Annotated in this window: 10 protein-coding genes; 2 read left to right on the forward strand and 8 right to left on the reverse strand. The window is 66.2% G+C overall.

Going from position 1 to position 13,168, the window contains the following annotated elements; translation table 11 throughout:
* The first annotated feature begins 513 nt into the window (after nt 1–513).
* Nucleotides 514–1,875 (forward strand): Gfo/Idh/MocA family oxidoreductase, encoded by a 1,362-nt coding sequence (locus tag GXY15_07460; protein NLV41051.1) that lies wholly within the window; start codon nt 514–516, stop codon nt 1,873–1,875.
* Nucleotides 1,876–1,879: 4 nt separating this feature from the next.
* On the opposite strand, the gene GXY15_07465 is transcribed toward GXY15_07460, so the two are convergent.
* Together GXY15_07465 and GXY15_07470 are read right to left on the reverse strand one after the other, a co-directional pair.
* A complete protein-coding gene (locus GXY15_07465) occupies nt 1,880–2,731 on the reverse strand; it encodes a PIG-L family deacetylase (protein NLV41052.1) in 852 nt (283 codons plus the stop codon).
* 19 nt (nt 2,732–2,750) lie between these two features.
* Nucleotides 2,751–4,151, reverse strand: a complete 1,401-nt coding sequence (locus tag GXY15_07470) for an ROK family protein (GenBank protein ID NLV41053.1) — start codon at nt 4,149–4,151, stop codon at nt 2,751–2,753.
* Nucleotides 4,152–4,410: 259 nt separating this feature from the next.
* Here GXY15_07470 and GXY15_07475 point away from each other — a divergent pair, with 259 nt between their 5' ends.
* A complete protein-coding gene (locus GXY15_07475; GenBank protein ID NLV41054.1) occupies nt 4,411–5,019 on the forward strand; it encodes a hypothetical protein in 609 nt (202 codons plus the stop codon).
* A gap of 16 nt (nt 5,020–5,035) precedes the next feature.
* On the opposite strand, the gene GXY15_07480 is transcribed toward GXY15_07475, so the two are convergent.
* The 6 genes from GXY15_07480 to GXY15_07505 all read right to left on the reverse strand — a co-directional run bounded on the left by GXY15_07480 (nt 5,036) and on the right by GXY15_07505 (nt 12,702).
* Nucleotides 5,036–6,475: an aldehyde dehydrogenase family protein gene (locus GXY15_07480; GenBank protein NLV41055.1), complete on the reverse strand. Its 1,440-nt coding sequence runs from the start codon at nt 6,473–6,475 to the stop codon at nt 5,036–5,038.
* A 22-nt stretch (nt 6,476–6,497) separates the two neighbouring features.
* Nucleotides 6,498–8,135, reverse strand: coding sequence for an acetolactate synthase large subunit (locus GXY15_07485; protein NLV41056.1), 1,638 nt, complete (start codon nt 8,133–8,135; stop codon nt 6,498–6,500).
* Between the two features lie 154 nt (nt 8,136–8,289).
* A complete protein-coding gene (locus GXY15_07490) occupies nt 8,290–8,865 on the reverse strand; it encodes a hypothetical protein (protein ID NLV41057.1) in 576 nt (191 codons plus the stop codon).
* Nucleotides 8,846–10,240, reverse strand: coding sequence for a PDZ domain-containing protein (locus tag GXY15_07495; protein ID NLV41058.1), 1,395 nt, complete (start codon nt 10,238–10,240; stop codon nt 8,846–8,848). The genes GXY15_07490 and GXY15_07495 overlap by 20 nt, the downstream gene beginning before the upstream one ends.
* Entirely contained in the window at nt 10,230–11,603 is a 1,374-nt protein-coding gene (locus tag GXY15_07500) for a PDZ domain-containing protein (GenBank protein ID NLV41059.1), read from the reverse strand. Before GXY15_07500 ends, GXY15_07495 begins: the two co-directional genes overlap by 11 nt.
* Before the next feature lie 94 nt (nt 11,604–11,697).
* Nucleotides 11,698–12,702, reverse strand: a complete 1,005-nt coding sequence (locus GXY15_07505) for an iron-containing alcohol dehydrogenase (protein ID NLV41060.1) — start codon at nt 12,700–12,702, stop codon at nt 11,698–11,700.
* Between the last annotated feature and the right edge of the window lie 466 nt (nt 12,703–13,168).

Here is a 13,168-nt window from a genome sequence, read left to right on the forward strand (position 1 = left end):
GACGCCGCTTTGGTTTCCGGGAAAGAGCTGCCGGGAGGAGTGCGGCATGGATCATCCCCGGGCAAAGCGGTGTCGCCGCTTCGCTCTGCCACCGCACTCCACATAACAGACGGACCCGCCAGGGACGTGCGGGGGCTCCCGCGACGTCTGACGCCTGACACGCCTTTCTTCAACGACATTCCCGCCCCCGGGCGGTCAGGGGCTCGCAATGACGGAAAAACACGGGTCAGGGAAACGACGGGAGAAAACGCGTCATTGCGAGGCGGCCGCCCCGGGCCGCCGCGGCAATCTCTTGCCGGAATACCTCCGATTCTCCACACCCCATGGGTGAACACGTCCCCTTCACACCGCCGACGTTTTCAGCGCAAATCCCCAAGGTGGCGTTCCCTTGAACACTTCCACGGCCATTTCTTATGCGGCGGTTCAAGCAAAGTGAAACGGCATGCCTCCCGCACCGGTCATGGTGTACACTCTTTTGTCAAACAGTCCCCGCAACAAGGAAGGATCACTTTCATGAAGGACTCCGGACTCACCCGGCGCGCTTTTCTGGCCGCAGTCACCACCACGGCGGCCGTTTCGGCCTGGGGCGCGCCGAACACCGCGCGCGTTGTTCCCCGAAAACTCTCCCCGAACGAGAAGGTGAACTTCGCGGGCATCGGCGTGGGGGGAAAGGGGAGCAGCGACATTCTGTCCTTCCTGCGCGAGAACGTGGTGGCGTTGTGCGATGTGGACTTCGCCGGGGCCGAGGAGACGGTTTACCGCCTGCCGAAGGCGAAGCAGTACAAAGACTACCGCAAAATGCTCGACGAGATGGGGAAGGACATTGACGCCGTCACCATCGCCACCCCCGACCACACCCACGCGCCGGCGGCGTACATGGCCATGAAGCTCGGCAAGCACGTCTATGTCGAGAAACCCCTGGCGCACACGGTCGCCGAGGTGCGGCTCCTGCGGAAAACAGCCGCCGAAATGGGCGTGGCGACCCAGATGGGCAACCAGGGCCATTCCCTGGACGCCCTCCGGGAACTCACCGAAATGCTCCGCGCGGACGCCATCGGCACGGTCAGGGAGGTCCATGTGTGGACCGACCGGCCCGGCGGGCGCTGGCCGAAGGGAGGCCCCGCCGAGGCGGCCCCCGCGCAGCCCGTCCCCGCGACCCTGGACTGGGACCTCTGGATCGGAACGGCCCCCGAGCGCGCCTACAACGAACTCTACGCCCCGCGCAAATGGCGCGGCTGGCTCGATTTCGGCTGCGGCGGTCTCGGCGACATGGCCTGCCACGTCATGGACCCCGCCTGGTTCGCCCTCAACCTGCACGAGGCCCCGTCCTTCTCTGTGGAGCCCGTGAAGCAGGAGGGGAAGAACGACCAGACCTGGCCCGCCGCCGCGGTAATCAAGTATGCGTTTCCCGCCCGGGGGGACCTGCCCGCCGTGGACCTGTTCTGGTATGAGGACGGCGAGAAGCCGTCCCTGCCTGCCGGGGTGCCCGAGGGCACCAAACTGGGGGACAACGAGAACGGGTCGCTGTTCATCGGGGAGAAGGGGATTGCCACCGCGGGAGAGTATGGCGGGTCGCCGCGCCTGCTTCCGGACGACAGGATGAAGGACTTCACCCCCCCCGCGGCCACGCTGCCCCGGATTTCCGGCGGCAACCATTACCGGAGTTTCCTCTCGGCGATCAAGGGCGGCGAACCCGCCTCCTCGAATTTTGAATACGCCGCCCCCTTCACGGAAATGGTGCTGATGGGCAACATCGCCCTGCGCTGCGGCGGCCGCATTGAATACGACACCGCCCAGGCGAAAATCACCAACCTGCCCGAGGCCAACGCCCTGCTGACGAAGACCTACCGCAAGGGATGGGAGTTGCCCGTCTAACCGGTCAGACGCCCAGCCTGCCGAAGCGGTCCTCAATCTCCCGGCGGAAGCGCTCAATATGCGCCTTCACCAGGTCGAGCGGCGACAGGGTGTCGTCCTCAATCAGCGGGGTGAGGTCCATGGCGAAGTTCGTGCCCGTGGTCGCGTCCACGCCGTGCGAGGCGTGGTAGGTGGCGTGGGCGCGCCGGCGGCCCATCGTGGCCAGGTCGTAGCGCTTGCCGCCCGCAATTTGCGAGTCGAAGACGCCCAGCAGCGCCGCCTGGAGGTTCTCGTGGGCCGAGGTGTCAAAGGCCACCTTGTCCGCGTCCGTCATCCAGTCCAGGTCGCGCCACACCTCGCAGCCGTAGAGTTTCTTCGGGCGCAGGTCCTTCGGAAGCCGCCGGATCGCGGCGACCAGCTTCAGCGCCACGCCGACGTGGGTGTCATGCTTGTCGGCGATGTTGTGCGTGTAAACCACCTCCGGCCGCGCGGCGCGCAGCAGCGCCTCCAAGTCGTCCACCGGCCCGGCGTTCGCCGGGTCTTTGATGGCCGAGCTGGGCAGGTCCAGCAGCGCCTGCGCGGCATACTCTCCCACTATGGCAGCCTTCTTCTGCTCCTGACGGCGGACAGCAACCATCTCCCCGTCCGTGTACCGGGCATAGACGCCGTCGCGCGGGGAGCCTGCCCCGTTGGTGACCACGACGCCGGTGAACCACTTGTCCGGCTGCTGGAAGCAGGCCATGACCCCGTCAAAGGCCATGATCTCGATGTCGTCCTGGTGGGCGGCCACGGCCATGTGGGTGGTCTTTGCGAGGGCGTCCTCCGGGGAATGGCCCTCCAAGGGGTACAGCACGGCGTCGGGCATCGTGAACTTCATGTCACTGTTCTCCGTTCGGTTATTTCTCAATGATCGGAAGGCTGGCCGCGGCGATGGACTGCCCCACGCGGCGGCTCTTCTCGTCCGGAAGCTGGATGTGCAGGCCGCCGGCAAGCTCCGGAAACTCCTCGTTCAGCACGCGCCGGGCGCCGTCAAGGATGATGTCACCGCCGCTGCCGGAGGTGCACCGTCCCAGGATCAGCACGTTTTTCAGCGCGTAGAATTCGGCGTAGTGGGCCAGCGTGTAGCCCATGTAGACCCCCACCGACTCCCAGATCTTCCGGGCACCCTCATGTCCCGCCTCCAGTTTAACCTGCACCGATTTCAGCCGTTCGGCGTCCGTCGCGTTCATCGGCAGGTCAATCCCCGCCGCGCCGGAAAGCCGGAAGACGCACTGCTGGGAGAAGTACCGCGCGCCGACGCCGATGTCCCCCGACCACTCCTCGCGGGGCCCGTCCGGGTTGTAGTCCACCGGGCAGAAGGCCAGCTCGTTGAGCCAGCCGGTGATGTTGCCGTCGAGGGTGACATAGCCGCCCGCCTCGCTGGAACCCAGGGCGACACCGAGCACCCCGTTGTCCTCGAGCGACATGGACCCCGCCAGCGCGGTGACCTCGCCGTCGTTCACGATCTCCAGCGGCACGCCCAGTTCTTTTCCGATGCGGATGAACATCTCGCGCACCTCGCCGAAACGCTCCCGGGGGATGGAACGGAAGAGGGAGGCGATCATGGCGCGGTTGTTCACGTACACGCCCGCGGAACTCCCGCCGATGGCGTCCACCCGGGGCAGCTTCGACGCCGCCGTCTGAAGGGCCGCCATCACCTCGCGGTAGTGGTAGGCGGGGTCCGACTGCTTGATGGGCTCCCACACCACCTCCTCGCTGTACACCGGCTCGCCGTCCACCACGGCGGACACCTTGCGGTCCGAACCGCCGAGGTCAAACCCGATGCGGCAGCCGTCCAAGTGCCTGCCCAGCGGCCGGGTCGTTTCGTTCGCCGCGGGAACCGCGTCGGCGCCGCAGGAAACCACCTCGAAGGGCTTCTCATAGACGTCGCGGCCCATGAAGTGGAAGTCGAAGTCGCGCAACCCGCCGGGGCGATAGCAGCGCTTTAGGAAGTCCCCGACGGACGCCGGGCCGCCTACCCACAACTTGCACGCCCCGCGCTGCCACAGCAGGAACTTCACCAGCCGCTCGACGTAGTAGTTGTTCGCCTCCGACTTCGGGTGGCTGTCGGGAAGCACGGCCGTCTCGAAGCGCGAAACCGAGCCGTCCCCGCGCTCCAGGCCCAGCACCAGCCGCTCGCCGCCCCCGGCGGCGCGGACCGCCTCCGAAAAGGCGCGGTTGCACAGCACGGCGGGCCGGAAATCGGGATCCAGCGGGGGAAGAATACGGGGCGAAACCAGCATCCAGGGGGTGGTCATTAATGCATCCTTTCCGGAAATGTTCTGATAAGGGAAACCCGGCGAAAGCGCCCCGGCGCCTGCGGGCAAAACCATGCCGTCAATATAGCAAGCCCGCCCTTTCGGAGTCCAACCGGAGCGGGGCCCTTGCTTCCCACGCCTCTGTCCATACGGTCCATAATGTCCATTTCGTCCGTCCCGTTTGTGCCGACCACGGAGAATCCGTGTAAAATGTCAGCACACTGGTGGACGGCTTCCCCTTCCGGGAGGAGGATATGCGATGAGCCTGAGTCTGGTCGCCGTGATGGTGGCGCTCTTTCTGCTGGTTGATTTCACCATTCTCGCGCTTGTGTTTCGCCGGGCCGGCATCTTCCGGCGCGTGCCGGTGGAGGAGGGCGTTCTGAAGGAAGCCTGGATCGCCTATGTGAAGGGCTCGCCGAATTACGTTGGCGTTCTCCGGGACATGGTTCCCGTGGCGGTCATCCTGCGCGGGCAGCACGGCATTGCCGACACACCGGGGTTTACCCTCTACCTCAACGACATGAGGGGCCTGGCGGAGGGAAAAGGGACGGAGATGCGCAAGGTGACGGGCTGCATGCTCTCCGACGAGGAGGCGGCCCTGATCCCTGCGGAGACCAAGGGGTTCTGGCTGGCCAGACTGCCTGAATCCCCGTTTCTCATGGTGCGCGTTCCGAGCCGGAAAGGGAGCCTTTCCGCCATCGCGGGATTCCGCGCTGTCAGCGCCTTAAACAGCCGGCTGAAGGCCGAAGGACGCCCGTTTCAGCCCGTGGTGGAAATCTTCCGGCCGCGGGCCTCGGAAGTGCATTTCCTCTGCCTCCTGGACTTTCCCCAAGAGCATCTGGATGTGCTCTACGACGCCTGTAAATAGGGTCGCGGGTTTTCCGTCAGGCGTTAGGCGGGATGCGCAGCACCATCAGCCGGATTTCCGACATGTCCTCGATGGCGTAACGGATGCCCTCCCGGCCGATGCCGCTGTCCTTCACGCCGCCGTAGGGCATGTGGTCCACCCGCCACGACGGCACGTCGCCGATCACCACGCCGCCCACGTCCAGCCGGTCCCAGGCCTTCTGGGCCTTGTAGATGTCGCGGGTGAACACCCCCGCCTGAAGCCCGAAACGCGAGTCGTTGACCTCGTCAATCGCCTGGTCAAAGTCGCTGAAGGGGGTCAGCAGCGCCATGGGGCCGAAGAACTCCTCGGCGTAGGCGGGTTCGGTCTTCGGCACGTTCTCCATGAGCGTGGGGGCGATCATGCGGCCGTCCCGCGTGCCCCCGCAGAGAAGCATGGCGCCCGCAGCCACGGCGGAGTTGATCCAACGCTCCATGCGGTCCGCCTCGGCGTCCGAAATCACGGGGCCCACAAAGGTGTCCTCGTTCTTCGGGTCGCCCATCTTGAGCGTTGCCACGGCCTTGACCAGCCTGTCCCGCAGCTCGTCATAGATGTCCTCGTGGACCAGGATGCGCTGCACGCTGATGCAGCTCTGCCCTGACTGGTAGTAAGCGCCGACAATCAGCCGATCCACCACGTCGTCCAGGTCGCCCCAGTCTTTGTCCACGATCACGGCCGCGTTGCCGCCCAGCTCCAGCACCACCTTCTTCTTTCCTGCCTTGGCCTTGAGGTCCCAGCCGACCTCGGGAGACCCGGTGAAACTGAGCAGTTTCAGGCGGTCGTCGGTGGTGAAGAGGCCCGCCCCGTCGCGTTTGCAGGGGAGGATGGAGAAGGCACCCTCCGGCAGGTTTGTCTCCGCGAGGACCTCCCCGATGATGAGCGCACCCAGGGGGGTCAGGCTCGCGGGCTTGAGCACAAAGGGGCAGCCGACCGCGAGGGCGGGGGCCACCTTGTGCGCCGCAAGATTGAGGGGAAAGTTGAAGGGCGAGATGAAGGAGCACGGGCCGATGGGCACCCGCTTCCACATGCCGCGATAGTTGGCGGACCGGGCCGACCGGTCCATGGCCAGCACCTCGCCGGAGATGTTCACGCTGTCCTCGGCCGCAATCTTGAAGGTGTCTATCAGCCGCGCCACCTCGCCCCGGCTGTCCTTGATCGGCTTGCCACCCTCTATGCAGAGAGTCTGCGCCAGTTCCTCGGCGCGCTCCTGGAACCGCGCCACGCAGTGCTCCAGCACCGCCTGCCGCTCGTAAGCAGCCATCCGCGCCATGGCCTCCGCTGCGGCGGCCGCCGCCGCGATGGCCTGGTCTATGGCCTTGGCGTCCGCCACCGCAACGCGTGTGGCCACCTCCCCGGTGTATTTGTCAATGACCTCGAGGTCCGTGTTGGGAAGAACCGGACGGTTGGCGAGGTAATAGGGATAGGACTCCTTCAGCACGGCGGGCCTCCTTTCGGCGCGGTCAGACGGTGATTCGCAGCTTCTCGTACATGCGGTCGTTTTCGCGGTAGTCAATGGGAACGGCCACCAGGGCGGGCTGCCCGCAGGTGAAAGCCGCCTCCAGCACGGGGGCCAGGTCCCGGGACCGTTCCACCTGGAACCCGGCGCAGCCGAAGGCCTCCGCGAGCTTCAGGAAGTCGGGGTTCCCAAACGAAAGCTCGGTGTGGTGGCCGAACTCGTTCATCTGCTTCCACTCAATCAGGTTGTACCCGTTGTCCACCCAGACCACGACCACGATGTTTGCCTTGTAGCGGACCGCCGTCTCCAACTCCTGCACGTTCATCATGAACCCGCCGTCGCCGCAGAGGGCCATGATCCTCCGGTCCGGGTGCACCAGCTTGGCCGCGATGGCCCCCGGCAGGGACCCTCCCATGGAGCAGAACCCGTTGGGAATCAGGCAGGTGTTGGGCTCGTCACAGTGGTAAAACTGGGCGACCCACATCTTGTGCGACCCCACGTCGCTGAGCAGGATGTCGTTGGGGCCGAGGGCGTTCCGGATGTCCCAGAGCGCCTTCTGCGGACGCACGGTTCCCTCTGTGTCGTCGTCCTTGTGCTCCTCCAGGAGCTCAATCATCGCCCGCCGCACCGCCTTGGCGTAGGCGAGATCCCAGTGCTGGGGATTTGCGCGGACCCGCTCGTTCATCATCCAGAGGGTATGCGCCAGGTCGCCGATCACCTCCACCTCAAGCTGGTAGTTCTGGTCCACCACCGCGGGCAGGAAGTCAATGTGGACGATCTTCTTGTCATTCCAGCGGTTCCAGCCGCGGGGCGGGTACTCCACCAGGTCGTAGCCCACCGTGATGACCAGGTCTGAGGCCTCAATCACCGCGTTGGCCAGGCTCTTCGTCTGGAGTCCGATGGTGAAAAGGCACTCCTCCGCGTCGCGGGAGACGCAGCCCTTTCCCATAAAGGTGCTGATTACGGGGATCCCCGTCATCTCCGCGAACATGCGCAGCTGCTTGCTGGCCCGGGTCCGAATCGCGCCGTTCCCCGCGAGAATCACCGGGGACTTCGCATTGCGGACCGTGGCCATGGCCATGTTGACGATCTTGTCGTCCGCCACGGAGCGCCGCAGGTAGTTCACCCGCACCGGGTTCTTCGTGGCGGGCAGGGCGGCGATGTCGTTGGAAATCTCCACATGGCAGGCCCCCGGTTTTTCACGGGTCGCCTGCTTGAAAGCGCGGCGCACCACCTCGGGGATGTTGTCGGGGTGCACGATGGGCGTGGCCCACTTGGTGATGGGCCGAAACATGGAGACCACGTCTATGAACTGGTGGCTCTCCTTGTGCTGGCGCTGGAGGTCCGCCTGGCCCGTGATCACCACCATGGGGGCGCGGTCGCTGTTGGCGCTTGCCACCCCGGTGACCAGGTTGGTCGCCCCCGGTCCCAGGGTGCCCATGCACACCCCGGATTCCCCGGTGAGCTTGCCGTAGGTCTCGGCCATGAAGGCCGCCGCCTGTTCGTGCCTCGCCATGATGAACTGGATGGGGGACTTTTCCAACGCCATCATGAAGTGGGCGTTCTCCTCCCCGGGCAGGCCAAATATGTACTTGACGTTCTCCTGTTCGAGGCACTTCACAAAAAGTTCGGCTGCGTTCATGCTGCTGGCTTCTCCCGGGCCTCCTTGGGGGCGTTTAGGTCGCTGGGGACATCCATTTCCGCGTCGGGCCTCTTCCGTCTCCTGCCCGCCTCCCGCAGGAAGGGGCGTTCCACATCACCGCGGCCTCACGCTTCGCTTTGAAGAACATTCCGTGTCATATTGTTATTTCCCGGCTCTTTTCGGGGGAACCCGGGGAATGCAGGCCCTCCAGCGTTCCGAGCATCTCCATCAGGTAGGCGTCGCCGGGGGCGTACTCCAGCCCTTTTCGGACATGGTCCAGGGTCCGCCGCAGCGCGGGGAGGGTGAGGGAAACGGGAATCCCCGTTCCGGAGGCGTCATAGACCGCGCGCATGAGCGCCAGGGCGGCGTCCCGGTGCAGGGCGGCGGCAAAGGACGGCCCGGTGTCCAGCCCCGCCTCCGGGAACCCGCTCTCCGGCGCGGCCGCCTGAAGGGCGATGGCCGTCTCGAACTCCCCCAAAGCGATCGTGGTGTTGGCGCTGGACCGGTGCAAAAAACACTTCCCCAGAAGAAAGTGCCCTGCGGGATCGCCGGGGTTCTCCTGGAGAAAGGTCTTAACCACGGGGAGGGCCGCGTCGGGATTCCGCTCCGCCACGAAGGCCCACGCCGTACGGAGAGCCTCCGTGTCACGGTCTGCGGGCGGCGGTCCGGAGCATCCCGCGAGGGCCCCTGCGGCGAGCAGCAAGAGCAGGCTAATACCGCGGCTGCACACGGAAGAACCCTGTCTGGGCGCCGGCCCGGGCAAACACGGAGACCTCGGACGGTTTCCGCTCCCGTAGCGTTTCTATGGCTTTTTCGTACTCCTCCAAGGAGGTGGTGGGCTGGTCGGCCACAGCCAGGATGACGATGCCCGGGCGGATCTTGGCGGCCTGCGCGGGGCTTCCCGGGCGCACGCGCCGCACGATCACCCCCTGCACATCCTCGGCCAGGTTCAGCAGAATACGGACGTCGCGGGTGATCTCACGGACGGCGAGCCCCAGCACGGCGTCGTCATATTCCCCCGCCTCCTGCGCGGTGGCGGGAAGCTGGGAAAGGGTCACCTCGACGGACAGCGGCTGCCCCGCCCGCAGCAGCTCCACGGTCACGGTGCGGCCCACGCCGGTGTCCCGCACCAGCTGGGTGAAGGCCAGCACATCCCGGTCCTGCCGTGCCTGCGTGGGCTTGCCGTCGAAGGACTTGATGATGTCTCCCGACTGGATGCCCGCGCTTAACGCAGGGGAGTCGGGGAGTACGGTGCTCACCAGGAGCCCCCCCGTGTCCTCCAGTTTCCAGTATTCGGCGTAGTCGGTCTTGAGGGGCTGGGTGAACACGCCCAGCCACGCATCTTCGCGCGCGCCGGGGGACACGTCCACCGACGGGGGTTCGGCGATGTGCCCCTCGAACAGCTCCGTCTGGTACACGAGGGGGTGTCCGCTCCGCGTGTGAAGTTCGCCGCCTTCCGCGCGGCCCAGGTCGAACCCGACCACGCCCACGATCTCCCCCCGGGTGTTCATCACGGGCCCCGTGACATACCCGAAACGGATGTTCCCGTCCAGCGCGTAGGTTTTCCGGGGCTCCTCCAGGATGGCGCTCACCCGCGCTACCAGCACGCCGGGTTCCAGGTCGAGCGTTTCCCCCGACAGGCCAAACACGGCCACGGGCTCGCCCAGGACCAGCGGCGATTTGGAGAAACGGACTACGGGCAGGTCGAGGGGCGTGTCCGATTGCACCCGCAGGAAGGCGAGGTTGATGTCATCGGGCTTCTGGAGCACCTGTGCCGGGTACTCCTTGGCGGAGGAACCCTGTCCGAGGCGCACGCGCACCTCCACCGGCTCGGCGCTGTCCAGAATCAGGTGCCCGTGCGTGACCACCAGCCCGTCGGGCCGCACCACCAGCCCGAGGCTGCTGCCGTCGCGCCGCCGGGTTTCCCCCGTCCGCGCGTCGGTGACCTCCTGGGTGAACAGGACGGTGCACAGGGAAGGGGAGAGGCGCTCATACGCCGAATTAATGGTGGACAGGGCGAAATCTTCCTGGGCCGGTGCGGGTGAACCCGCGGCCGCCGCGAGCAGAAGCATCGCCGGCCAGGCGGAGAAGTGTCTAGTTTTCATTGGGCGCAACCTCCCCGGCTTCGGCCGCGGCGGCCTCCGCCTTGGTGTTCACAAGCACAAAACGGGTGAGCGCGCCGCGCTGGGCGAAAAGCATGACCAGCCGCGCGTCGCTTTCCTTCAGGCGGGCATAGGTCGTGCTGAACGCCGACAGGGTGGGAATCTCCTCCCCGTCCACCTTTAGAACAATGTCCCCCTGCTGGAGTCCGGCGATGGCGGCCCGGCCCCCGGGGTCCACCCCCGAAACCAGAATGCCGGTCCGCCGCTGCAACTGGGCGCGCCGCGCCACCTCCGGGGTCACCTCGGACGCTGTGAACCCCCATTCCTCAAAGGCCTCCTGGCTCCCCCGAAGCGAGGATTTTTCCTCGGCGACGAGGGACAGCTCAAGCGCCTCGTCCCCACGGCGCAGCGTCAGCACCGCCGTCTCCCCGACGGGAAGGGCGGCGATGAGCCGCCGCACCCCGGGAAGCTCCTCCTCGTACCGGGCGTGCACCCGGCCGCCGTTGACCGCCGTAAGGATGTCGCCGGGCTTCACGCCCGCCTCCGCCGCCGGGGACAGGCGGTCCACATCGGCGACAATGACGCCCTCCTCAGAGGTGACATCGCCCTTGGCCAGCATCTCCTGGAACTCTATGCCCAGCCATCCCCGGCGCACATGCCCGGTCTCGATGATGCTGCGCACCACCTCCTTCACAATGTCCACCGGGATCGCAAACCCGACGTTCTCCGCCCCCGACAGCACCCGGGCGTTCACGCCGACCACTTCCCCCCGCAGGTTGACCAGGGGACCGCCGCTGTTGCCGGGGTTGATCGCCGCGTCGGTCTGGATCCAGTTGTAGTAGGGGGCCTCCATGAGCCCCTGGTCCGCCAGGAAGCGGTCCGGCACGCTGATGATCCCGAGGGATACCGACCGGGCGAGCCCGTGGGGGCTCCCCAGGGCAAGCACCGACTGTCCGGCCTCCAAGGTGTCCGAGCGGCCCATGCGGACGCTGGGAAGGGGGCTGTCCGTCTCCAGTTTCAGGACGGCGATGTCCGTCTCGATGTCCGTCCCGACCACTGTGGCCTGCACCTCGCGGTTGTCGCTGAGCACGCACTGGACCGAGCTGCTCTGTCCCGCCACATGCTCGTTGGTCACGACATAGCCGTCGGGGGAGATGATGAACCCGCTCCCCATGACCAGCATCTCCTTGCGCCGCCCGGCGTCAAACACCTCCTTTACCGGGCGCACATGCACGATGGCGGGGGCCACCTTGCGCTTGGCCCGCAGCACGGCGGACTGCCCGCCCCGGTCCAGGGTCGCGCATCCGGTCAGCGCCGCCAGCCCGCACAGGGCCGCCAGCAGCAGAATGCCTCTTCTGTGTCTCATGCGTGTCCTCCCGTGCGGGCCGCCCTTCCCCTTGACGGGTCAGGAACAAAACCGCACCATTTCACTGCATCCACCAACACGCGCCGTCCGCGCTTTATTGCGGCCGCGCCTTTTCCAGGCCCGCCAGCACCGACTCCACAAACGCCGGGGTGATCTCGGCGGCGTGGACGATGCTGTGGAAAAAGTTGTTCTTGTCAACGAAGGCCCGCAGCGTGGCCAGGGCGGTGCATATCTCCTCCCGGGACGCGTCCGGGCACCAGTAGCGCAGCCCGCAACGCCGGATCAGGTCCTCCGCCCACTCCGGCCGGTTGCCCTGGAGCCGCGACATGGCGAAGATGCCCAGCCCCACCAGATCCCCGTGCAGGAAATGCCGGCGCGTGAGGTGTTCCAGCGCGTAGGCCACCAGATGCTCCGCGCCCTCCTCGGGGCGGCTGTTGCCGAACTCCGTGCAGAACTTCACCTCCCGCCGGTACAGGTCCACGATCGTGTCAATGCCCTTCGGCGTGACGTTATACACCTCCTCGGCGTTGTGGTCCAGCTCTTCCAGGCATTCCTCCGCGAGGGCCGCCACCGCCGCGTCATAGTTCTCCCCCGTCTGCTCATGGGCGAGACGCCAGTCAAAGAGCCCCGTGTGGATGCTCGCAATGTCGCAGGCCCCCGCGCGGTTCAGCTCCGGCGGCGCCGCCTGGATCAGGCGGTAATCCACCAGCAGCTCCTCCGGAAAGATGTCGCCAATGTAGGTGACCGTCTTGTCCACCCGCACCGCGATCATGTTCGTCAGCGGCGCGTCCACCGAGATGATCGTCGGCACCAGCACCATGCGGCAGCCCCGCTTCCACGCGAGATACTTGGCGAAGTCGCAGCACGACCCGCCCCCCACACCCACCACCACGTCGCAGGCCGGCAGGTCGCGGTCCGCCGCCTCCAGCGTGGGAAGGTCCATGTTGTCCACCAGATGGACGTGGTCCGGTTCCCAGGGCATCTGCGACTGGAGCAGGGCCCACGGGATCTCCATCGAAACCGCCAGCACCCGGCCGGGGAGCCCCTTCAACTCCCTGGCAACACCGAACCCGGACTTTATCCCAGGCGACTTGTACATCCGTGGGACATCCTACTGTTGAAACCCAACGGCCAAACGAGCCGCGATTTTACCACGACCGGCCAGGGGACCGCCCCGTCAACACGTCATGGCGAGCCGGACCGCCGTAGGCGGGAATCCTGCCTATGAAGTGAGGGCTGAGGGAGGGCCGGAAACGTAGACGCGCCTTCCAGGCGCGTTCTTTGGGTTAACGCATGACCCTAGAACGCGCCTGGAAGGCCGTCTACATTGCGGGCATGCTGCCGGGGTTTGTGGCGTCTGCCGAAGCCGTTCCGACAAGAGACTGCCGCGCTGCGCTCGCAGTGACGGGGGCGCGCGTGTTTTCGTCATTGCGAACGAAGTGAAGCAATCGCCTGCAGGCAGAGCGTCGGCGGGAACGAGACTGCCGCGCTACGCTCGCAGTGACGGGGGCGCGCGTGTTTTCGTCATTGCGAACGAAGTGAAGCAATCGCTTGCAACCAGAGCA

It is taken from the genome of Candidatus Hydrogenedentota bacterium (assembly GCA_012730045.1).
Taxonomy (GTDB): domain Bacteria; phylum Hydrogenedentota; class Hydrogenedentia; order Hydrogenedentales; family CAITNO01; genus JAAYBR01.